Origin of the sequence: Streptomyces sp. Qhu_M48 (assembly GCF_051305195.1) — a bacterium.
Taxonomy (GTDB): Bacteria; Actinomycetota; Actinomycetes; order Streptomycetales; family Streptomycetaceae; genus Streptomyces.
Genome location: NZ_CP195432.1, coordinates 7,166,811 through 7,185,068, shown reverse-complemented (window position 1 = coordinate 7,185,068; position 18,258 = coordinate 7,166,811). Strand labels below are relative to the sequence as shown.

32 protein-coding genes are annotated in these 18,258 nt (G+C 66.5%); 31 read left to right on the top strand and 1 reads right to left on the bottom strand.

The annotated features are described in order from the left end of the window. Positions 1–39 precede the first annotated feature (39 nt). The 31 genes from rpsJ (at position 40) to truA (ending at position 17,318) form a co-directional block, all read left to right on the top strand. Complete coding sequence (rpsJ, locus tag ACRRSS_RS32190; RefSeq protein WP_003948644.1) at positions 40–348, top strand: 30S ribosomal protein S10; 309 nt, start codon at positions 40–42, stop codon at positions 346–348. An 11-nt stretch (positions 349–359) separates the two neighbouring features. Further along, positions 360–1,004 carry a 50S ribosomal protein L3 gene (gene rplC / locus ACRRSS_RS32185; protein ID WP_024755405.1) on the top strand — a complete coding sequence of 215 codons (645 nt, stop codon included), beginning with the start codon at positions 360–362 and terminating at the stop codon, positions 1,002–1,004. A 7-nt stretch (positions 1,005–1,011) separates the two neighbouring features. Continuing rightward, positions 1,012–1,662: a 50S ribosomal protein L4 gene (gene rplD, locus ACRRSS_RS32180; protein WP_187623357.1), complete on the top strand. Its 651-nt coding sequence runs from the start codon at positions 1,012–1,014 to the stop codon at positions 1,660–1,662. Then, positions 1,662–1,985: a 50S ribosomal protein L23 gene (gene rplW / locus ACRRSS_RS32175; protein ID WP_015035575.1), complete on the top strand. Its 324-nt coding sequence runs from the start codon at positions 1,662–1,664 to the stop codon at positions 1,983–1,985. Before rplD ends, rplW begins: the two co-directional genes overlap by 1 nt. Positions 1,986–2,025: 40 nt before the next feature. Then, a complete protein-coding gene (rplB, locus tag ACRRSS_RS32170) occupies positions 2,026–2,862 on the top strand; it encodes a 50S ribosomal protein L2 (protein WP_030318653.1) in 837 nt (278 codons plus the stop codon). A 12-nt stretch (positions 2,863–2,874) separates the two neighbouring features. After that, a complete protein-coding gene (gene rpsS / locus ACRRSS_RS32165; RefSeq protein WP_024755409.1) occupies positions 2,875–3,156 on the top strand; it encodes a 30S ribosomal protein S19 in 282 nt (93 codons plus the stop codon). A 42-nt stretch (positions 3,157–3,198) separates the two neighbouring features. Then, positions 3,199–3,546 carry a 50S ribosomal protein L22 gene (gene rplV, locus ACRRSS_RS32160; RefSeq protein ID WP_056552397.1) on the top strand — a complete coding sequence of 116 codons (348 nt, stop codon included), beginning with the start codon at positions 3,199–3,201 and terminating at the stop codon, positions 3,544–3,546. Further along, the gene (gene rpsC, locus ACRRSS_RS32155; protein WP_030214015.1) at positions 3,546–4,397 is read left to right on the top strand and encodes a 30S ribosomal protein S3; all 852 of its coding nucleotides are present in this window, start codon (positions 3,546–3,548) and stop codon (positions 4,395–4,397) included. The genes rplV and rpsC overlap by 1 nt, the downstream gene beginning before the upstream one ends. Before the next feature lie 5 nt (positions 4,398–4,402). Continuing rightward, positions 4,403–4,822: a 50S ribosomal protein L16 gene (gene rplP, locus ACRRSS_RS32150; protein WP_015035580.1), complete on the top strand. Its 420-nt coding sequence runs from the start codon at positions 4,403–4,405 to the stop codon at positions 4,820–4,822. Continuing rightward, the gene (gene rpmC, locus ACRRSS_RS32145) at positions 4,822–5,046 is read left to right on the top strand and encodes a 50S ribosomal protein L29 (protein WP_015035581.1); all 225 of its coding nucleotides are present in this window, start codon (positions 4,822–4,824) and stop codon (positions 5,044–5,046) included. The genes rplP and rpmC overlap by 1 nt, the downstream gene beginning before the upstream one ends. Next, positions 5,046–5,327: a 30S ribosomal protein S17 gene (gene rpsQ / locus ACRRSS_RS32140; protein WP_030318650.1), complete on the top strand. Its 282-nt coding sequence runs from the start codon at positions 5,046–5,048 to the stop codon at positions 5,325–5,327. Before rpmC ends, rpsQ begins: the two co-directional genes overlap by 1 nt. 100 nt (positions 5,328–5,427) lie before the next feature. Continuing rightward, positions 5,428–5,796: a 50S ribosomal protein L14 gene (gene rplN, locus ACRRSS_RS32135; RefSeq protein ID WP_003956455.1), complete on the top strand. Its 369-nt coding sequence runs from the start codon at positions 5,428–5,430 to the stop codon at positions 5,794–5,796. Positions 5,797–5,798: 2 nt separating this feature from the next. After that, a complete protein-coding gene (gene rplX / locus ACRRSS_RS32130; RefSeq protein ID WP_024755412.1) occupies positions 5,799–6,110 on the top strand; it encodes a 50S ribosomal protein L24 in 312 nt (103 codons plus the stop codon). Further along, positions 6,107–6,664: a 50S ribosomal protein L5 gene (gene rplE, locus ACRRSS_RS32125; protein ID WP_147980756.1), complete on the top strand. Its 558-nt coding sequence runs from the start codon at positions 6,107–6,109 to the stop codon at positions 6,662–6,664. The genes rplX and rplE overlap by 4 nt, the downstream gene beginning before the upstream one ends. Positions 6,665–6,669: 5 nt before the next feature. Continuing rightward, positions 6,670–6,855, top strand: coding sequence for a type Z 30S ribosomal protein S14 (locus ACRRSS_RS32120; RefSeq protein WP_003948630.1), 186 nt, complete (start codon positions 6,670–6,672; stop codon positions 6,853–6,855). Between the two features lie 208 nt (positions 6,856–7,063). After that, on the top strand, positions 7,064–7,462 hold the full coding sequence (gene rpsH / locus ACRRSS_RS32115; protein ID WP_015035585.1) for a 30S ribosomal protein S8: 399 nt from the start codon (positions 7,064–7,066) through the stop codon (positions 7,460–7,462). A 21-nt stretch (positions 7,463–7,483) separates the two neighbouring features. Next, on the top strand, positions 7,484–8,023 hold the full coding sequence (rplF, locus tag ACRRSS_RS32110; RefSeq protein ID WP_024755414.1) for a 50S ribosomal protein L6: 540 nt from the start codon (positions 7,484–7,486) through the stop codon (positions 8,021–8,023). Between the two features lie 3 nt (positions 8,024–8,026). Further along, positions 8,027–8,410 (top strand): 50S ribosomal protein L18, encoded by a 384-nt coding sequence (gene rplR / locus ACRRSS_RS32105; RefSeq protein WP_015035587.1) that lies wholly within the window; start codon positions 8,027–8,029, stop codon positions 8,408–8,410. A 46-nt stretch (positions 8,411–8,456) separates the two neighbouring features. Further along, positions 8,457–9,059: a 30S ribosomal protein S5 gene (rpsE, locus tag ACRRSS_RS32100; protein WP_053682615.1), complete on the top strand. Its 603-nt coding sequence runs from the start codon at positions 8,457–8,459 to the stop codon at positions 9,057–9,059. Then, positions 9,059–9,241: a 50S ribosomal protein L30 gene (gene rpmD, locus ACRRSS_RS32095; RefSeq protein WP_015035589.1), complete on the top strand. Its 183-nt coding sequence runs from the start codon at positions 9,059–9,061 to the stop codon at positions 9,239–9,241. The genes rpsE and rpmD overlap by 1 nt, the downstream gene beginning before the upstream one ends. A 1-nt stretch (position 9,242) precedes the next feature. Next, positions 9,243–9,698, top strand: a complete 456-nt coding sequence (rplO, locus tag ACRRSS_RS32090) for a 50S ribosomal protein L15 (RefSeq protein WP_030318646.1) — start codon at positions 9,243–9,245, stop codon at positions 9,696–9,698. 214 nt (positions 9,699–9,912) lie between these two features. Then, positions 9,913–11,232 (top strand): preprotein translocase subunit SecY, encoded by a 1,320-nt coding sequence (gene secY / locus ACRRSS_RS32085; RefSeq protein WP_383866471.1) that lies wholly within the window; start codon positions 9,913–9,915, stop codon positions 11,230–11,232. Continuing rightward, entirely contained in the window at positions 11,232–11,879 is a 648-nt protein-coding gene (locus ACRRSS_RS32080) for an adenylate kinase (RefSeq protein WP_351901974.1), read from the top strand. Before secY ends, ACRRSS_RS32080 begins: the two co-directional genes overlap by 1 nt. 97 nt (positions 11,880–11,976) lie before the next feature. Beyond that, positions 11,977–12,828, top strand: coding sequence for a type I methionyl aminopeptidase (gene map, locus ACRRSS_RS32075; RefSeq protein WP_435974533.1), 852 nt, complete (start codon positions 11,977–11,979; stop codon positions 12,826–12,828). 315 nt (positions 12,829–13,143) lie between these two features. Further along, positions 13,144–13,365, top strand: a complete 222-nt coding sequence (gene infA, locus ACRRSS_RS32070) for a translation initiation factor IF-1 (RefSeq protein WP_003956442.1) — start codon at positions 13,144–13,146, stop codon at positions 13,363–13,365. Between the two features lie 64 nt (positions 13,366–13,429). Beyond that, positions 13,430–13,543: a 50S ribosomal protein L36 gene (gene rpmJ / locus ACRRSS_RS32065; RefSeq protein ID WP_003956441.1), complete on the top strand. Its 114-nt coding sequence runs from the start codon at positions 13,430–13,432 to the stop codon at positions 13,541–13,543. Between the two features lie 204 nt (positions 13,544–13,747). Further along, positions 13,748–14,128: a 30S ribosomal protein S13 gene (gene rpsM / locus ACRRSS_RS32060; protein WP_030214048.1), complete on the top strand. Its 381-nt coding sequence runs from the start codon at positions 13,748–13,750 to the stop codon at positions 14,126–14,128. A gap of 66 nt (positions 14,129–14,194) precedes the next feature. After that, complete coding sequence (gene rpsK, locus ACRRSS_RS32055) at positions 14,195–14,599, top strand: 30S ribosomal protein S11 (RefSeq protein ID WP_003956432.1); 405 nt, start codon at positions 14,195–14,197, stop codon at positions 14,597–14,599. A 135-nt stretch (positions 14,600–14,734) separates the two neighbouring features. Then, positions 14,735–15,757, top strand: a complete 1,023-nt coding sequence (locus tag ACRRSS_RS32050; RefSeq protein ID WP_003966937.1) for a DNA-directed RNA polymerase subunit alpha — start codon at positions 14,735–14,737, stop codon at positions 15,755–15,757. Between the two features lie 142 nt (positions 15,758–15,899). Further along, complete coding sequence (rplQ, locus tag ACRRSS_RS32045) at positions 15,900–16,367, top strand: 50S ribosomal protein L17 (protein WP_435974532.1); 468 nt, start codon at positions 15,900–15,902, stop codon at positions 16,365–16,367. A 93-nt stretch (positions 16,368–16,460) separates the two neighbouring features. Continuing rightward, complete coding sequence (gene truA, locus ACRRSS_RS32040; RefSeq protein WP_435974531.1) at positions 16,461–17,318, top strand: tRNA pseudouridine(38-40) synthase TruA; 858 nt, start codon at positions 16,461–16,463, stop codon at positions 17,316–17,318. Here truA and ACRRSS_RS32035 read toward each other — a convergent pair. Then, the gene (locus tag ACRRSS_RS32035) at positions 17,289–18,248 is read right to left on the bottom strand and encodes a hypothetical protein (RefSeq protein WP_435974530.1); all 960 of its coding nucleotides are present in this window, start codon (positions 18,246–18,248) and stop codon (positions 17,289–17,291) included. The genes truA and ACRRSS_RS32035 overlap by 30 nt on opposite strands. Positions 18,249–18,258: the final 10 nt, after the last annotated feature.

Here is an 18,258-nt window from a genome sequence, read left to right as displayed (position 1 = left end):
GGTTCCAGAGCGTTACGAGACAAAGGACTACTAGTAGCCATGGCGGGACAGAAGATCCGCATCCGGCTCAAGGCCTACGACCACGAGGTCATCGACTCCTCGGCGAAGAAGATCGTCGAGACGGTGACGCGCACTGGTGCGTCGGTCGCGGGCCCGGTGCCGCTGCCCACTGAGAAGAACGTGTACTGCGTCATCAAGTCGCCGCACAAGTACAAGGACTCGCGCGAGCACTTCGAGATGCGCACGCACAAGCGCCTCATCGACATCCTCGACCCCACGCCGAAGACGGTTGACTCGCTCATGCGTCTCGACCTCCCGGCGGGCGTTGACATCGAGATCAAGCTCTGAGGGCGCGCGAGATGGCTAAGAACATCAAGGGCATCCTGGGCGAGAAGCTCGGCATGACGCAGGTCTGGGACGAGAACAACCGGGTCGTCCCGGTGACCGTCGTCAAGGCCGGCCCCAATGTCGTGACCCAGGTCCGTACGAACGACGTCGACGGCTACGAGTCGGTCCAGATCGCCTTCGGCGAGATCGACCCTCGCAAGGTGAACAAGCCCCTCAAGGGTCACTTCGCCAAGGCTGACGTCACCCCGCGCCGCCACCTGGTGGAGCTCCGCACCGCTGACGCCTCCGAGTACACGCTCGGCCAGGAGATCACCGCCGAGCTCTTCGAGGCCGGCGTGAAGGTCGACGTCACCGGTAAGAGCAAGGGCAAGGGCTTCGCCGGTGTCATGAAGCGCCACAACTTCCGTGGTGGCAAGGCGTCGCACGGTGCCCACCGCGTGCACCGCAAGCCCGGCTCCATCGGTGGCTGCGCCACCCCGGGTCGTGTCTTCAAGGGCATGAAGATGGCCGGTCGCATGGGCAACGAGCGTGTGACCACCCAGAACCTGACCGTTCACGCCGTTGACGCCGAGAAGGGTCTGCTGCTCATCAAGGGCGCCGTCCCCGGCCCCAACGGTGGCCTCGTCCTGGTCCGCACCGCGGCCAAGGGGGTTTGAGGAACCGATGAGCACCATTGACATCCTTTCGCCGGCAGGCGACAAGACCGGGACCGTCGAGCTCCCCGAGGAGATCTTCGGCGCCAAGGTCAGCGTTCCGCTGATCCACCAGGTCGTCGTCGCTCAGCTGGCCGCGGCCCGTCAGGGCACGCACAAGACCAAGCGTCGTGGCGAGGTCCGTGGTGGTGGCAAGAAGCCTTACCGCCAGAAGGGCACCGGCCGCGCGCGCCAGGGTTCGACCCGCGCCCCGCAGTTCGTCGGCGGTGGCGTCGTCCACGGCCCGCAGCCGCGTGACTACTCGCAGCGGACCCCGAAGAAGATGAAGGTCGCCGCCCTCCGCGGTGCCCTCTCGGACCGGGCCACCCACTCCCGCATCCACGTCGTGACCGGCGTGGTCGAGGGTGACGTCTCCACCAAGGCCGCGAAGACGCTGTTCGGCAAGATCTCGGAGCGCAAGAACCTGCTCCTGGTCGTCGAGCGCTCCGACGAGGCCGCGTGGCTGTCCGCTCGTAACCTGCCCCAGGTGCACATCCTGGAGCCGGGCCAGCTCAACACGTACGACGTGATCGTCTCCGACGACGTGGTCTTCACCAAGGCCGCCCTCGAGTCCTTCGTGTCTGGCCCCCAGACCGCTGAGACCGAAGGGAGCGACGCCTGATGACTGAGGCCGTCGTCACCAGCAAGACCTTCTCGGACCCGCGCGACATCCTGATCAAGCCGGTCGTCTCGGAGAAGAGCTACGCCCTGCTGGACGAGAACAAGTACACGTTCATCGTCGCGCCTGGCTCCAACAAGACCCAGATCAAGCAGGCCGTCGAGGCGGTCTTCTCGGTCAAGGTCACCGGGGTCAACACGATCAACCGCCAGGGCAAGCGCAAGCGCACCAAGGCCGGTTTCGGTAAGCGCAAGGACACCAAGCGCGCCATCGTGACCCTTGCCGAGGGCAACCGTATCGACATCTTCGGCGGTCCGACCGCCTAACGGCGGTCTGGATCGTCCGGAATCGGACGAGGACTGAGAAATGGGAATCCGCAAGTACAAGCCGACAACGCCGGGCCGCCGTGGCTCCTCCGTTGCCGACTTCGTCGAGATCACGCGGTCCACGCCGGAGAAGTCGCTGGTTCGCCCCCTGCACAGCAAGGGCGGCCGTAACAACACCGGTCGGATCACCGTTCGCCACCAGGGTGGCGGACACAAGCGTGCCTACCGTGTGATCGACTTCCGTCGTCACGACAAGGACGGCGTGCCGGCCAAGGTCGCTCACATCGAGTACGACCCCAACCGCACCGCGCGCATCGCGCTGCTCCACTACGTGGACGGCGAGAAGCGCTACATCATCGCCCCCAAGGGTCTGACGCAGGGTGACCGCGTCGAGAACGGCCCCGGCGCTGACATCAAGCCCGGCAACAACCTGGCGCTCCGCAACATCCCGGTCGGTACCACGATCCACGCGATCGAGCTCCGTCCCGGTGGCGGCGCCAAGTTCGCGCGCTCCGCTGGCGCCTCCGTGCAGCTGCTGGCGAAGGAGGGCACGATGGCCCACCTTCGTATGCCGTCCGGTGAGATCCGTCTCGTCGACGCCCGCTGCCGCGCCACGATCGGCGAGGTCGGTAACGCCGAGCAGTCGAACATCAACTGGGGCAAGGCCGGCCGTAAGCGCTGGCTGGGCGTTCGCCCGACCGTTCGCGGTGTGGCGATGAACCCGGTCGACCACCCGCACGGTGGTGGTGAGGGTAAGACCTCCGGTGGTCGCCACCCGGTCTCCCCGTGGGGTCAGAAGGAGGGTCGTACTCGCTCGCCGAAGAAGGCTTCGAGCAAGTACATCGTCCGCCGCCGCAAGACGAACAAGAAGCGCTAGGAGCGGGTTTAGATGCCGCGCAGTCTCAAGAAGGGACCCTTCGTCGACGGACACCTCGTAAAGAAGGTGGACGTACAGAACGAAGCCGGTACCAAGAACGTCATCAAGACCTGGTCCCGTCGCTCGATGATCATCCCGGCCATGCTCGGCCACACGATCGCGGTGCACAACGGCAAGACCCACATTCCGGTGTTTGTCACCGAGTCGATGGTCGGCCACAAGCTCGGCGAGTTCTCGCCGACGCGCACCTTCCGGGGTCACGTGAAGGACGACCGGAAGTCGAAGCGCCGCTAGTAGCGGGGTGGAATGACCATGACAGACACTGGAAGGACAACCATGGAAGCCAGGGCCCAGGCGCGGTACATCCGCGTCACGCCCATGAAGGCCCGCCGCGTGGTGGACCTTATCCGTGGCATGGACGCCACGGAGGCTCAGGCGGTCCTGCGTTTCGCCCCGCAGGCCGCGAGCGTGCCGGTTGGCAAGGTGCTGGACAGCGCCATTGCCAACGCTGCACACAACTACGACCACACGGACGCCTCTTCGCTGGTCATCAGCGAGGCGTTTGTGGATGAGGGCCCGACCCTGAAGCGGTTCCGTCCGCGTGCTCAGGGCCGTGCCTACCGGATCCGTAAGCGGACCAGCCACATCACCGTGGTCGTCAGCAGCAAGGAAGGAACCCGGTAATGGGCCAGAAGGTTAACCCGCATGGGTTCCGGCTCGGCATCACCACGGACTTCAAGTCCCGTTGGTACGCCGACAAGCTGTACAAGGACTACGTCAAGGAAGACGTCGCCATCCGTCGGATGATGACGTCCGGCATGGAGCGCGCCGGCATCTCGAAGGTTGAGATCGAGCGCACCCGTGACCGCGTGCGGGTGGACATCCACACCGCGCGTCCCGGCATCGTCATCGGCCGCCGTGGCGCCGAGGCCGACCGCATCCGCGGCGACCTCGAGAAGCTCACGGGCAAGCAGGTCCAGCTGAACATCCTCGAGGTCAAGAACCCCGAGATGGACGCTCAGCTGGTTGCTCAGGCCGTTGCCGAGCAGCTCTCCTCCCGCGTCTCCTTCCGTCGCGCCATGCGTAAGAGCATGCAGGGCACGATGAAGGCCGGCGCCAAGGGCATCAAGATCCAGTGCGGCGGTCGCCTCGGCGGCGCCGAGATGTCCCGCTCGGAGTTCTACCGCGAGGGCCGTGTGCCCCTGCACACGCTCCGCGCGAACGTCGACTACGGCTTCTTCGAGGCCAAGACGACCTTCGGCCGCATCGGCGTGAAGGTCTGGATCTACAAGGGCGACGTCAAGAACATCGCCGAGGTCCGCGCCGAGAACGCCGCGGCCCGTGCGGGTAACCGCCCGGCCCGTGGTGCGGGTGGCGCTGGCGACCGTCCCGCCGGCCGTGGTGGCCGCGGTGGCGAGCGTGGCGGCCGCGGCCGCAAGCCGCAGCAGCAGTCCGCGCCGGCTGCCGAGGCCCCCAAGGCCGACGCTCCCGCCGCCGCTGCCGCTCCGGCTGAGAGCACCGGAACGGAGGCCTGACCGAAATGCTGATCCCCCGTAGGGTCAAGCACCGCAAGCAGCACCACCCCAAGCGCTCGGGTATGAGCAAGGGTGGTACGCAGGTTGCGTTCGGCGAGTACGGCATTCAGGCCCTCACGCCGGCGTACGTGACCAACCGCCAGATCGAGGCGGCTCGTATCGCGATGACCCGCCACATCAAGCGTGGCGGCAAGGTCTGGATCAACATCTACCCGGACCGCCCCCTCACCAAGAAGCCCGCCGAGACCCGCATGGGTTCCGGTAAGGGTTCTCCCGAGTGGTGGATCGCGAACGTCAAGCCGGGTCGGGTGATGTTCGAACTGTCCTACCCGAACGAGAAGATCGCGCGCGAGGCCCTGACCCGTGCGGCCCACAAGCTGCCGATGAAGTGCAAGATCGTTAAGCGCGAAGCAGGTGAGCTGTGATGTCGGCCGGTACCAAGGCGTCCGAGCTGCGCGAGCTGGGCAACGAGGAGCTTCTCAACAAGCTCCGCGAGGCCAAGGAAGAGCTGTTCAACCTCCGCTTCCAGGCGGCGACCGGCCAGCTCGAGAACCACGGGCGGCTCAAGTCCGTCCGTAAGGACATCGCGCGGATCTACACCCTGATGCGTGAGCGCGAGCTGGGCATCGAGACGGTGGAGAGCGCCTGATGAGCGAGAGCAACGTGACTGAGAAGACCGAGCGCAACGCCCGCAAGGTCCGCGAGGGCCTGGTCGTCAGCGACAAGATGGACAAGACCGTCGTCGTCGCTGTCGAGGACCGCGTCAAGCACGCGCTGTACGGCAAGGTCATCCGCCGTACGAACAAGCTCAAGGCTCACGACGAGCAGAACGCTGCCGGCATCGGCGACCGCGTCCTCCTGATGGAGACCCGGAAGCTGTCGTCGACGAAGCACTGGCGCGTCATCGAGATCCTCGAGAAGGCCAAGTAATTCTTGAAGGGGTAACCCTTCGAGTTCGTTCCGCCAGGCTCGGCCGGGGCTTCCTCGTGAAGCCCCGGCCGGGAACCGGCAGACAAATCAGGAGATAGACGTGATCCAGCAGGAGTCGCGACTGCGTGTCGCCGACAACACTGGTGCCAAGGAGATCCTTTGCATCCGTGTTCTCGGTGGCTCGGGTCGCCGCTACGCGGGCATCGGTGACGTCATCGTCGCCACCGTCAAGGACGCGATCCCCGGTGGCAACGTGAAGAAGGGTGACGTCGTCAAGGCGGTCATCGTTCGCACCGTCAAGGAGCGCCGCCGCCAGGACGGCTCGTACATCCGCTTCGACGAGAACGCCGCTGTCATTCTCAAGAACGACGGCGACCCTCGTGGCACCCGTATCTTCGGCCCGGTCGGCCGTGAGCTGCGCGAGAAGAAGTTCATGAAGATCATCTCGCTCGCGCCGGAGGTGCTGTAAGCATGAAGATCAAGAAGGGCGACCTGGTCCAGGTCATCACCGGTAAGGACAAGGGCAAGCAGGGCAAGGTCATCACGGCCTTCCCCCGCGAGAACCGCGTCCTCGTCGAGGGTGTCAACCGGGTCAAGAAGCACACGAAGGCCGGCCCCTCGCAGGCCGGCGGCATCGTGACGACCGAGGCCCCTGTCCACGTGAGCAACGTTCAGCTCGTCGTGGAGAAGGACGGCAAGAAGGTCGTCACGCGTGTCGGTTTCCGCTTCGACGACGAGGGCAACAAGATCCGCGTTGCCAAGCGGACGGGTGAGGACATCTGATGGCTACCACCACTCCGCGTCTCAAGACGAAGTACCGCGAGGAGATCGCGGGCAAGCTGCGTGAGGAGTTCTCCTACGAGAACGTCATGCAGGTTCCCGGCCTCGTGAAGATCGTGGTCAACATGGGTGTCGGCGACGCCGCCCGTGACTCGAAGCTCATGGACGGTGCCGTCCGTGACCTGACCACGATCACCGGCCAGAAGCCGGCGATCACCAAGGCTCGCAAGTCCATCGCGCAGTTCAAGCTGCGTGAGGGTCAGCCGATCGGCGCGCACGTCACCCTCCGTGGCGACCGCATGTGGGAGTTCCTGGACCGCACCCTGTCGCTCGCGCTTCCGCGCATCCGCGACTTCCGTGGTCTGTCCCCCAAGCAGTTCGACGGGCGTGGCAACTACACCTTCGGTCTCACGGAGCAGGTCATGTTCCACGAGATCGACCAGGACAAGATCGACCGTGTCCGGGGTATGGACATCACCGTGGTGACCACGGCGACCAACGACGACGAGGGCCGTGCCCTTCTGCGTCACCTCGGCTTCCCGTTCAAGGAGGCGTAAGCGAGATGGCGAAGAAGGCTCTCATCGCGAAGGCTGCCCGCAAGCCCAAGTTCGGCGTGCGCGGCTACACGCGCTGCCAGCGCTGTGGTCGTCCCCACTCCGTGTACCGCAAGTTCGGCCTGTGCCGCGTGTGCCTTCGTGAGATGGCTCACCGTGGCGAGCTGCCGGGCGTGACCAAGAGCTCCTGGTAGTCCCTTAGTTGGGATGACCGGAGTCTCTCGGTAAGCACTGGGTTGTCGGATGCCCAGCCCTCCATGGCTTAGGCTAGGAGGGTTGGGCGTCCGCCGCCCGTACGACTTACTACGCCGTAGGTCCCCGCGCCGCACCCGTCCCGCCCCTGTGTGGGGAGAGGGATGGCGCATACAGGAAACCCCGGCGAGAGAGGCCGAAGGCCAATTCATGACCATGACTGATCCGATCGCGGACATGCTGACTCGTCTGCGTAACGCGAACTCGGCATACCACGACTCCGTGACGATGCCGCACAGCAAGATCAAGTCTCACATCGCGGAAATCCTCCAGCAGGAGGGCTTCATCACGGGCTGGAAGGTCGAGGACGCCGAGGTCGGCAAGAACCTCGTCCTCGAGCTCAAGTTCGGTCCGAACCGTGAGCGCTCCATCGCGGGCATCAAGCGGATCTCGAAGCCCGGTCTCCGGGTTTACGCGAAGTCCACCAACCTGCCGAAGGTCCTCGGCGGCCTGGGCGTGGCGATCATCTCCACGTCGCACGGTCTCCTGACCGGCCAGCAGGCAGGCAAGAAGGGCGTAGGTGGGGAAGTCCTCGCCTACGTCTGGTAGTCGGGAAAGGAAGGAAAGCTCATGTCGCGTATTGGCAAGCTGCCTATCCAGGTTCCCGCCGGCGTGGACGTCACCATCGATGGCCGCACGGTCACGGTCAAGGGTTCCAAGGGAACCCTGAGCCACACCGTCGCCGCTCCGATCGAGATCGTTAAGGGCGAGGATGGCGTGCTCAACGTCAACCGTCCGAACGACGAGCGTCAGAACAAGGCCCTTCACGGCCTGTCCCGCACGCTGGTGGCCAACATGATCACCGGTGTGACCCAGGGTTACGTGAAGGCGCTCGAGATCAGCGGTGTCGGTTACCGCGTCGCCGCGAAGGGCTCCAACCTGGAGTTCCAGCTCGGCTACAGCCACCCGATCCTGGTCGAGGCGCCCGAGGGCATCTCGTTCAAGGTCGAGTCGCCGACGAAGTTCTCGGTCGAGGGCATCGACAAGCAGAAGGTCGGCGAGGTCGCGGCGAACATCCGCAAGCTGCGGAAGCCCGACCCGTACAAGGCCAAGGGCGTCAAGTACGCCGGCGAGGTCATCCGCCGCAAGGTCGGAAAGGCTGGTAAGTAAGCCATGGCATACGGTGTGAAGATCGCCAAGGGCGACGCTTACAAGCGTGCGGCCAAGGCTCGCCGCCACATCCGCATCCGCAAGAACGTGTCGGGTACTGCGGAGCGTCCGCGCCTCGTCGTGACGCGTTCGAACCGCGGCATCACCGCTCAGGTCATCGACGACCTCAAGGGTCACACCCTTGCGTCGGCGTCGAACCTGGACGCGTCGATCCGCGGTGGCGAGGGTGACAAGTCCGCGCAGGCCAAGCAGGTCGGAGCGCTCGTCGCCGAGCGCGCCAAGGCCGCCGGCGTCGAGGCTGTCGTGTTCGACCGTGGTGGCAACAGGTACGCCGGGCGCATTGCCGCTCTGGCTGACGCCGCCCGCGAAGCCGGGCTGAAGTTCTAAGCCCCGGTTCCGGGACTAACGGACGTAACAGAGAGAGGTAAATCCAATGGCTGGACCCCAGCGCCGCGGAAGCGGTGCCGGTGGCGGCGAGCGGCGGGACCGGAAGGGCCGCGACGGTGGCCCTGCCGCCGAGAAGACCGCGTACGTTGAGCGCGTTGTCGCGATCAACCGCGTCGCCAAGGTTGTCAAGGGTGGTCGCCGCTTCAGCTTCACCGCGCTGGTCGTGGTGGGCGACGGTGACGGCACCGTAGGTGTCGGTTACGGCAAGGCCAAGGAAGTTCCCGCGGCCATCGCCAAGGGTGTCGAGGAAGCCAAGAAGAACTTCTTCAAGGTTCCGCGCATCCAGGGCACCATCCCTCACCCGATCACGGGCGAGCGTGCCGCGGGCGTCGTGCTGCTCAAGCCGGCTTCCCCCGGTACCGGTGTTATCGCCGGTGGCCCGGTGCGCGCCGTGCTCGAGTGCGCCGGCGTTCACGACATCCTGTCGAAGTCGCTCGGCTCGTCCAACGCGATCAACATCGTGCACGCGACCGTGGCGGCCCTCAAGGGCCTGCAGCGTCCCGAGGAGATCGCGGCTCGCCGTGGTCTGCCCCTCGAGGACGTCGCCCCCGCGGCTCTGCTCCGTGCGCGTGCTGGGGCGGGTGCGTAATGGCTCGCCTCAAGGTCACGCAGACGAAGTCGTACATCGGCAGCAAGCAGAACCACCGCGACACCCTGCGTTCGCTCGGCCTCAAGAAGGTCAACGACGTGGTTGTCAAGGAGGACCGCCCCGAGTTCCGCGGAATGGTTCACACCGTCCGCCACCTCGTGACGGTCGAGGAGGTTGACTGACATGGCGGAGACCAACCCGCTGAAGGCCCACAACCTCCGTCCCGCCCCCGGTGCCAAGACCGCGAAGACCCGTGTCGGTCGTGGTGAGGCGTCGAAGGGTAAGACGGCCGGTCGTGGTACCAAGGGCACCAAGGCCCGTTACCAGGTTCCGCAGCGCTTCGAGGGTGGGCAGATGCCCCTCCACATGCGTCTGCCGAAGCTCAAGGGCTTCAAGAACCCGTTCCGCACCGAGTACCAGGTCGTGAACCTGGACAAGCTCACCGCGCTCTACCCGCAGGGTGGCGAGGTCACGGTGGCCGATCTGGTCGCCAAGGGTGCGGTTCGCAAGAACCAGCTCGTCAAGGTGCTCGGCACCGGCGAGATCACCGTGGCGCTGCAGGTGACGGTTGACGCCGTCTCCGGCTCCGCCAAGGAGAAGATCGCCGCCGCTGGCGGCACTGTCACCGAGCTCGTCTGAGACGACTCGATGGCTTGAACATCCGACCGGGGATGCCTCCCAAAAGGGGCATCCCCGGTTGGTCGTTCCTAGGGGGGCATGGTCGCCGGTAAGGTGGCGTGCACTGTCTAGACTTCGTGCTGCCATGCCTGCACGGAATCGATGACCGATACCTATTCGTCGAACCTCAAGACCGTCACCCTTGACGCATAGCGCGGGGGTCGCAGGAGGCACCGTGCTCACCGCGTTCGCCCGGGCGTTCAAGACGCCCGACCTGCGCAAGAAGCTGCTCTTCACGCTCGCCATCATCGTGCTGTACCGCCTCGGGGCCCACATCCCGGTCCCCGGCGTCAAGTACGAGGCCGTCCAGCAGTGTGTGAAGCAGGCCAGCGAAGGCAACAACAGCCTGTTCGGCCTGGTCAACATGTTCAGTGGCGGGGCGCTGCTCCAGATCACCATCTTCGCGCTCGGCATCATGCCGTACATCACGGCGAGCATCATCCTGCAGCTGCTGACCGTCGTGATCCCGCGACTCGAAGCCCTCAAGAAGGAGGGCCAGTCCGGTACTGCGAAGATCACGCAGTACACCCGGTACCTGACGGTCGCCCTCGCCGTGCTGCAGGGCACCGGTCTCGTCGCCACCGCCAAGAGCGGCGCGCTCTTCAGTGGTTGCCGCGTCGCCGACCAGGTCGTGCCCGATCCGTCGATCTTCACCATCGCCACGATGGTCATCACGATGACCGCCGGTACCTGCATCGTCATGTGGCTCGGTGAGCTCATCACCGACCGTGGCATCGGCAACGGCATGTCGATCCTGATGTTCATCTCGATCGCCGCCGGCTTCCCGGGTGCCCTGTGGGCCATCAAGGAGAGCGGCAAGCTCGCCAAGGGCTGGATCGAGTTCGGCACCGTCATCCTCATCGGTTTCGTGATGGTGGCCCTCGTGGTCTTCGTCGAGCAGGCCCAGCGCCGCATCCCGGTGCAGTACGCGAAGCGCATGATCGGTCGGCGCTCCTACGGCGGTACGTCCACGTACATCCCGCTGAAGGTGAACCAGGCGGGTGTGATTCCCGTCATCTTCGCTTCGTCGCTGCTCTACATCCCGGCCTTGATCGCCCAGTTCTCGAACTCCACCGCGGGGTGGAAGACCTGGATCGAAGCCCACTTCGTCAAGGGTGACCACCCTTACTACATCGCCACGTACTTCCTCCTGATCGTGTTCTTCGCCTTCTTCTACGTGGCGATCTCGTTCAACCCCGAGGAAGTCGCCGACAACATGAAGAAGTATGGTGGCTTCATCCCGGGTATCCGGGCTGGTCGACCTACTGCCGAGTATCTGAGCTACGTGCTCAACCGGATCACTTGGCCGGGCTCGCTGTACTTGGGTCTGATCGCTCTTGTGCCGACGATGGCGTTGGCAGGCTTCGGTGGCGCCAATGCCAACTTCCCCTTCGGCGGGACGAGCATCCTGATCATCGTGGGTGTGGGGCTGGAGACCGTGAAGCAGATCGAGAGCCAGCTCCAGCAGCGCAATTACGAAGGGTTCCTCCGCTGATGCGAATCGTCCTCGTCGGACCGCCCGGTGCGGGCAAGGGCACGCAGGCCGCGTACCTTGCCAAGAACCTGGACATCCCGCACATCTCCACGGGTGACCTGTTCCGTGCCAACATCTCGCAGGGCACGGCGCTGGGGCTCGAGGCACAGTCGTACATGAAGGCCGGTCAGCTCGTACCGGACTCCGTGACGATCGGGATGGCCAAGGACCGTATGGAGCAGCCGGACGCCGTCAACGGCTTCCTGCTCGACGGTTTCCCCCGCAACGTGGCCCAGGCCGAGGCGCTGGACGAGATCCTCAAGGCGGGTCACGTACAGCTCGACGCGGTCCTGGACCTGGAGGTCCCCGAGGACGAGGTCGTGAAGCGGATCGCGGGTCGCCGCATCTGCCGTAACGACAGTGCGCACGTCTTCCACGTGACGTACAACGCTCCGAAGACCGAGGGCGTCTGCGACGCCTGCGGTGGCGAGCTCTACCAGCGCGACGACGACTCCGAGGAGACCGTCCGCCGGCGCCTGGAGGTCTACCACACGGAGACCGAGCCGATCATCGACTACTACCGGGCGCAGAGCCTGGTGTCGACGATCTCGGCGCTCGGCAAGGTGGACGAGGTCACCGCCAAGGCGATGAGCGCGCTCAAGAAGTAACCCCTGGTTCGTCCGATACGGCCGCGGTGCCCCTCAGGGGCGTCGCGGCCGTATCGTTGTTCTGTTCCCCGTACTCGATGGAAAGGCCGCGGCCACGATGGTGCAGATCAAGACCCCCGAGCAGATCGCGAAGATGCGCGAGGCGGGGCTGGTCGTCGCCGCCATTCACGCGGCGACCCGTGAGGCGGCCGTGCCGGGTGCCACCACGAAGGACCTGGACGAGGTCGCGCGGAAGGTCATCGCCGACCACGGGGCCAAGTCGAACTTCCTCGGGTACGGCGGTTTCCCCGCGACGATCTGCACCTCGGTGAACGAGGTCGTCGTCCACGGCATCCCCGACGACAGGACCGTCCTCAAGGACGGCGACATCATCTCCATCGACGCGGGCGCGATCGTGGACGGCTGGCACGGTGACGCCGCCTACACGGCCTTCGTGGGCACCGGGCACGCGCCCGAGCTCGTCGAGCTCTCCCGCGTCACGGAGGAGTCGATGTGGGCCGGCATCGCGGCCATGAGGCTCGGCAACCGCCTGGTCGACATCTCCAAGGCGATCGAGACCTACATCAAGCGGCAGCCGCGCCCGGCGGTCGGCGACCACAGCCTCGGCCGGTACGGGATCATCGAGGACTACGGCGGCCACGGCATCGGCACCGAGATGCACATGGACCCGCACCTCCTGAACTACGTCTCCCGCAAGCGCGGCAAGGGCCCGAAGCTGGTCCCCGGCCTCTGCCTGGCGATCGAGCCGATGGTCTCCCTCGGCACCCCGCACACGGAGGTCCTGAAGGACGACTGGACGGTCATCACGACCGACGGCACCTGGTCCTCCCACTGGGAGCACAGCATCGCCCTGACCGAGGAGGGCCCGCTGGTCCTCACCGCGGTCGACGGAGGCAAGGCGAAGCTGGCGGAGCTGGGCGTCACGGCGGCGCCGGACCCGCTGGCGTAGGCGGTGGCCGGCTCGGGGAGTCGGCGGACGGAGTTCGCCGCAGCAGGCCGAAGCCTGTGAGGCGCCCCTGGGCGCCGAGCCCGCGAGGGCTGCGTCGGGGAATGGTTCACGGCGGCGCCGGACCCGCTGGCGTAGGGCCTGGTACGGGATTTTCTACGGCGTGGCACCTCGCGTAAGGATCAGTTCGGGTGGGCAGACTTCCCGATTCGTCTTTTCCTGGGGCCTGACGTAGACTGATGCGTCGGCTCTCGTGTACCCGTGTGTCCGCATGCGGCGGCGAGAGTCGATCAAGGTAGCCGATTCGAAAGGCGAAGCGTGGCCAAGAAGCAAGGTGCCATCGAAATCGAGGGCACCGTGATCGAGTCCCTCCCGAACGCCATGTTCAAGGTGGAACTTCAGAACGGTCACAAAGTCCTCGCGCACATCTCCGGCAAGATGCGGATGCACTACATCCGAATCCTTCCGGACGACCGGGTCGTCGTGGAGCTCTCTCCGTACGACCTGACGCGTGGCCGGATCGTCTACCGGTACAAGTAGATCTTGCCCGCACCCCCGCTTCACGGCGCGGGTGGTGGCACTGACCCGGAGAACCTCACATCCCATGAAGGTCAAGCCGAGCGTCAAGAAGATCTGCGACAAGTGCAAGGTGATCCGCCGTCACGGCCGGGTCATGGTCATCTGCGACAACCTGCGCCACAAGCAGCGCCAGGGCTGACGCACGCCGACCGACCTGCATTTCGCAGTTCTTCGCGCGACGCATAGCGAACATACATACGCAGAGCCCGTCGGGCCGTGTTCCACGGTTGACGGCACCTCCGGCGGGGGCCGGGGACCCGGACGTACCACCCTTCGAAGCGTCGAAGGGTCGGCGGTCGGGAGCGGTTCTGCAGCAGACCCCCGAGAACACAGGAGCCATTGAATGGCACGCGTTTCCGGTGTTGACATCCCGCGCGAAAAGCGTGTGGTGGTCGCACTCACCTACGTCTTCGGCATCGGGCGTACCCGGTCCGAGGAGATCCTCGCCGCGACCGGCGTGAACCCGTCCACCCGTGTCCGCGAGCTTGCCGAGGAAGACCTCGTCAAGATCCGCGAGTACGTGGACGCCAACCTCCAGACCGAGGGTGACCTCCGCCGCGAGATCGCCGCCGACATCCGCCGCAAGGTCGAGATCGGCTGCTACCAGGGTCTGCGCCACCGTCGTGGCCTGCCCGTCCGCGGTCAGCGCACCAGCACGAACGCTCGTACCCGCAAGGGCCCGCGTCGCGCCATCGCCGGCAAGAAGAAGCCGGGCAAGAAGTAGTCCTCAGCGGACGCTTTACCAAGCGGTCTTCGCTGTAGGACCGACCACCTCCCGTAGGAGTAATAGATGCCCCCCAAGGGTCGTCAGGGCGCTGCCAAGAAGGTGCGCCGCAAGGAAAAGAAGAACGTCGCTCACGGCCACGCGCACATCAAGAGCACGTTCAACAACACGATCGTCTCGATCACGGACCCCTCGGGCAACGTGATCTCCTGGGCCTCCGCCGGCCACGTCGGCTTCAAGGGCTCGCGCAAGTCGACTCCGTTCGCCGCGCAGATGGCCGCCGAGTCGGCCGCCCGTCGCGCGCAGGAGCACGGCATGCGCAAGGTCGACGTCTTCGTCAAGGGTCCGGGCTCCGGCCGCGAGACCGCGATCCGCTCCCTCCAGGCCACGGGCCTCGAGGTCGGTTCGATCCAGGACGTCACCCCCACGCCGCACAACGGCTGCCGTCCCCCCAAGCGCCGCCGCGTCTGATCCTCCGACGCACGGCTGCTTGACCAGGACTTCGGGCGGTACGGCTCTTCGGGCTGTGCCGCCCGTACCCTTGCAGTACGCACCAACTCCGTCGGACGTCAAATAGTGGGCGTCCACGACTGAAGGAATACAGACATGCTGATCGCTCAGCGTCCTTCGCTGACCGAAGAGGTCGTCGACGAGTTCCGCTCCCGGTTCGTGATCGAGCCGCTGGAGCCGGGCTTCGGCTACACCCTCGGCAACTCCCTCCGCCGTACCCTCCTCTCCTCGATCCCGGGTGCCGCTGTCACCAGCATCCGCATCGACGGTGTCCTGCACGAGTTCACCACCGTGCCGGGCGTCAAGGAGGACGTGACCGACCTCATCCTCAACATCAAGCAGCTGGTCGTCTCCTCGGAGCACGACGAGCCCGTCGTGATGTACCTGCGCAAGCAGGGCCCGGGTCTGGTCACCGCCGCCGACATCGCGCCCCCGGCCGGTGTCGAGGTGCACAACCCCGACCTCGTCCTCGCCACGCTCAACGGCAAGGGCAAGCTGGAGATGGAGCTGACCGTCGAGCGCGGTCGCGGCTACGTCTCCGCCGTGCAGAACAAGCAGGTGGGCCAGGAGATCGGTCGTATCCCGGTCGACTCCATCTACTCCCCGGTGCTCAAGGTCACGTACAAGGTCGAGGCGACCCGTGTCGAGCAGCGCACCGACTTCGACAAGCTGATCGTCGACGTCGAGACCAAGCAGGCCATGCGCCCGCGTGACGCCATGGCGTCCGCCGGTAAGACCCTGGTCGAGCTGTTCGGTCTGGCGCGCGAGCTCAACATCGACGCCGAGGGCATCGACATGGGCCCGTCCCCGACGGACGCCGCGCTCGCCGCCGACCTGGCGCTGCCGATCGAGGAGCTCGAGCTCACCGTTCGTTCGTACAACTGCCTCAAGCGCGAGGGCATCCACTCCGTGGGTGAGCTCGTGGCGCGTTCCGAGGCGGACCTGCTCGACATCCGCAACTTCGGTGCGAAGTCGATCGACGAGGTCAAGGCGAAGCTGGCCGGTATGGGCCTCGCGCTGAAGGACTCGCCGCCCGGATTCGACCCGACGGCCGCCGCCGACGCCTTCGGCGCCGACGACGACGCGGACGCCGGTTTCGTCGAGACCGAGCAGTACTAGCAGATCGTCTGCGCACCGGTTCCGGCCGGTCGCGCAGTTCCCCGCGCCCCTTGGGGGCGCGGGGTCTTCGACGGGCACCTGCCCGCTCGGACACTGACATCGGTACCTCACACGGCCGGTGCAGACATCAAGGAGAAACACCATGCCGCGTCCCGCGAAGGGTGCCCGCCTCGGCGGTTCCGCCGCGCACGAGAAGCTGCTCCTCGCCAACCTGGCGAAGTCGCTCTTCGAGCACGGCCGCATCACCACGACCGAGGCCAAGGCCCGCCGCCTGCGTCCGGTCGCCGAGCGCCTGATCACCAAGGCGAAGAAGGGCGACATCCACAACCGTCGCCTGGTGCTGCAGACGATCACCGACAAGGGCATCGTCCACACCCTCTTTACCGAGATCGCGCCGCGTTACACGGAGCGCCCCGGTGGCTACACCCGCATCACCAAGATCGGCAACCGTCGTGGCGACAACGCCCCGATGGCCGTGATCGAGCTGGTCGAGGGCGAGATCGCCAAGAAGGCGACCGTCGACGAGGCCGAGGCCGCCACCAAGCGTGCCGTCAAGGAGGCCGACGAGGCCACCACGACCGAGGCCGCCGAGGAGTCGAAGGACGCGTAAGCGTTCCGACGTTTCTCGTGTGCGGGCCCGTACCCCCTCCGTGGGGTGCGGGCCCGCACCGCGTTATCCATGGTTTCGAGAGGATTGTTCCGCGTGAGCGATGACGTGCAGGACGGGTTCGTACGGGTTCGCCTCGACCTGTCGTACGACGGCAAGGACTTCTCCGGCTGGGCCAAGCAGGCCGGCGGGCGGCGGACCGTGCAGGGGGACATCGAGGACGCCCTGCGGACCGTGACCCGGTCCACGGAGACGTACGAGCTGACCGTGGCCGGCCGGACCGACTCCGGGGTGCACGCGCGCGGCCAGGTCGCGCACGTCGACCTGCCCGTCGAGCTGTGGGCCGAGCACCGTGACAAGCTGCTCCGGCGGCTCGCGGGGCGCCTCTCCCACGACGTACGGGTGTGGTCCCTCACCGAGGCCCCCAGTGGCTTCAACGCCCGTTTCTCGGCGATCTGGCGGCGCTACGCCTACCGCGTCACCGACAACCCCGGCGGGGTCGACCCGCTGCTGCGCGGCCATGTGCTCTGGCACGACTGGGCCCTCGACATGGACGCCATGAACGAGGCCGCCGCCGCGCTCGTCGGCGAGCACGACTTCGCCGCGTACTGCAAGCGGCGCGAGGGCGCCACCACCATCCGCACCCTCCAGGAGCTGCGCTGGGAGCGGCGGCCCGACGGCGTGATGGAAGCGACCGTGAAGGCCGACGCCTTCTGCCACAACATGGTCCGCTCGCTGGTCGGCGCCCTGCTCTTCGTCGGCGACGGGCACCGGCCGGTGGAGTGGCCCGGCAAGGTGCTGGCCGCCGGGGTCCGGGACTCGGCCGTGCACGTCGTACGGCCGCACGGCCTCACCCTCGAAGAGGTCGGCTACCCGGCCGACGAGCTCCTGGCCGCCCGCAACCGGGAGGCCAGGAACAAGCGGTCACTCCCCGGGAGCGCCGGCTGCTGCTGAGGCCTGGGCGCGGCCGCGGGCGTAGATCTGGTTGAAGGTGAAGGTGCCGAGGTCGTCGCTGGCCAGGAAGACCGGCTTGTCGGCCTTGGTGACCTTCTTGCCGTCGGTGAAGCCGGCCTGGGTGAAGTACGCGTACCGGCCGACCGCGTTCGAGCGGCGCAGGCAGACCGTGGCGCGGCAGAACTCGCGCACGCCCGCGCCGGCCAGCGGGGCGACGCCGCCGGTGGCCTGGCTCTTCGCCTTCAGGGCCGCGGCCTCCGAGGGGAAGACGGCGACGCCGACGGTGATCGCCACGCCGTCCCGCACATAGGTGGCGCGGAGCACCCGCTGGCAGCCGTTCTTCTTCAGGACGGTGCCGAGACCGCCCTGGGTGACGGCAGCGCAGTTCGTCGTCGCCGAGGTCGCGCCCTTCTTGTACGGGCGCTTGTCCATCGTCAGCTTCCGGCCCGGGAAGAGGCCCTCCGCGGAGAGCGGGGCCTTGTCCTTCCTCGGGTCCGAGATGTAGTCCTTCGGGTTCGGCGGGGGCGGCGGCGCCACCGAGGAGAAGGTCGGCTCGGGGGTCGGCTCCGCGGTGGGGGAGACCGTGCCGGTGGGCACCCCGCCGTTCTTGGCCTCGTCGTTCTTCTTGCCGGTGGCCACCACGGCGGTGGCGACGATCGCGCCGACGACCAGGGCCGCCACCGCCCCGCCGCCGATCATCAGCCAGCGCCTGCGCCGGCCGCGGGAGGCCGAGGCGTCGGCCAGGGCGCCCCAGTCGGGGGTCGCCCCGCCGCCCTGCGCGCCGGGGAAGGGGTTCGGCGACTCCTGTCCGTACCCGGGCTGCTGCCCGTACCCCTGCGGAGCGCCGTACCCCTGCTGCGGCTGCTGTCCGTACCCCTGCTGCCCCTGCTGCTGCGGCTCTTGCGGCCACTGCGGTCCCCCAAAGCTCATGCCGCGCATC

Excerpts from the sequence above, each read along its gene's own strand:
- rplV (WP_056552397.1), top strand. The coding sequence starts at position 3,199 with ATGGAAGCCAGGGCCCAGGCGCGGTACATCCGCGTCACGCCCATGAAG.
- rpsC (WP_030214015.1), top strand. The coding sequence starts at position 3,546 with ATGGGCCAGAAGGTTAACCCGCATGGGTTCCGGCTCGGCATCACCACG.
- rplO (WP_030318646.1), top strand. The coding sequence starts at position 9,243 with ATGGCGGAGACCAACCCGCTGAAGGCCCACAACCTCCGTCCCGCCCCC.
- rpsH (WP_015035585.1), top strand. The coding sequence starts at position 7,064 with ATGACCATGACTGATCCGATCGCGGACATGCTGACTCGTCTGCGTAAC.
- rpmJ (WP_003956441.1), top strand. The coding sequence starts at position 13,430 with ATGAAGGTCAAGCCGAGCGTCAAGAAGATCTGCGACAAGTGCAAGGTG.
- rplB (WP_030318653.1), top strand. The coding sequence starts at position 2,026 with ATGGGAATCCGCAAGTACAAGCCGACAACGCCGGGCCGCCGTGGCTCC.
- rplP (WP_015035580.1), top strand. The coding sequence starts at position 4,403 with ATGCTGATCCCCCGTAGGGTCAAGCACCGCAAGCAGCACCACCCCAAG.
- rpsJ (WP_003948644.1), top strand. The coding sequence starts at position 40 with ATGGCGGGACAGAAGATCCGCATCCGGCTCAAGGCCTACGACCACGAG.
- rplQ (WP_435974532.1), top strand. The coding sequence starts at position 15,900 with ATGCCGCGTCCCGCGAAGGGTGCCCGCCTCGGCGGTTCCGCCGCGCAC.
- rpmD (WP_015035589.1), top strand. The coding sequence starts at position 9,059 with ATGGCTCGCCTCAAGGTCACGCAGACGAAGTCGTACATCGGCAGCAAG.
- ACRRSS_RS32035 (WP_435974530.1), bottom strand. The coding sequence starts at position 18,248 with ATGAGCTTTGGGGGACCGCAGTGGCCGCAAGAGCCGCAGCAGCAGGGG.
- rpsM (WP_030214048.1), top strand. The coding sequence starts at position 13,748 with ATGGCACGCGTTTCCGGTGTTGACATCCCGCGCGAAAAGCGTGTGGTG.
- rpsE (WP_053682615.1), top strand. The coding sequence starts at position 8,457 with ATGGCTGGACCCCAGCGCCGCGGAAGCGGTGCCGGTGGCGGCGAGCGG.
- rpsQ (WP_030318650.1), top strand. The coding sequence starts at position 5,046 with ATGAGCGAGAGCAACGTGACTGAGAAGACCGAGCGCAACGCCCGCAAG.
- rpmC (WP_015035581.1), top strand. The coding sequence starts at position 4,822 with ATGTCGGCCGGTACCAAGGCGTCCGAGCTGCGCGAGCTGGGCAACGAG.
- ACRRSS_RS32080 (WP_351901974.1), top strand. The coding sequence starts at position 11,232 with ATGCGAATCGTCCTCGTCGGACCGCCCGGTGCGGGCAAGGGCACGCAG.
- rplC (WP_024755405.1), top strand. The coding sequence starts at position 360 with ATGGCTAAGAACATCAAGGGCATCCTGGGCGAGAAGCTCGGCATGACG.
- rplR (WP_015035587.1), top strand. The coding sequence starts at position 8,027 with ATGGCATACGGTGTGAAGATCGCCAAGGGCGACGCTTACAAGCGTGCG.
- rplF (WP_024755414.1), top strand. The coding sequence starts at position 7,484 with ATGTCGCGTATTGGCAAGCTGCCTATCCAGGTTCCCGCCGGCGTGGAC.
- map (WP_435974533.1), top strand. The coding sequence starts at position 11,977 with ATGGTGCAGATCAAGACCCCCGAGCAGATCGCGAAGATGCGCGAGGCG.
- ACRRSS_RS32120 (WP_003948630.1), top strand. The coding sequence starts at position 6,670 with ATGGCGAAGAAGGCTCTCATCGCGAAGGCTGCCCGCAAGCCCAAGTTC.
- rplD (WP_187623357.1), top strand. The coding sequence starts at position 1,012 with ATGAGCACCATTGACATCCTTTCGCCGGCAGGCGACAAGACCGGGACC.
- rplX (WP_024755412.1), top strand. The coding sequence starts at position 5,799 with ATGAAGATCAAGAAGGGCGACCTGGTCCAGGTCATCACCGGTAAGGAC.
- rpsK (WP_003956432.1), top strand. The coding sequence starts at position 14,195 with ATGCCCCCCAAGGGTCGTCAGGGCGCTGCCAAGAAGGTGCGCCGCAAG.
- rplW (WP_015035575.1), top strand. The coding sequence starts at position 1,662 with ATGACTGAGGCCGTCGTCACCAGCAAGACCTTCTCGGACCCGCGCGAC.
- ACRRSS_RS32050 (WP_003966937.1), top strand. The coding sequence starts at position 14,735 with ATGCTGATCGCTCAGCGTCCTTCGCTGACCGAAGAGGTCGTCGACGAG.
- rpsS (WP_024755409.1), top strand. The coding sequence starts at position 2,875 with ATGCCGCGCAGTCTCAAGAAGGGACCCTTCGTCGACGGACACCTCGTA.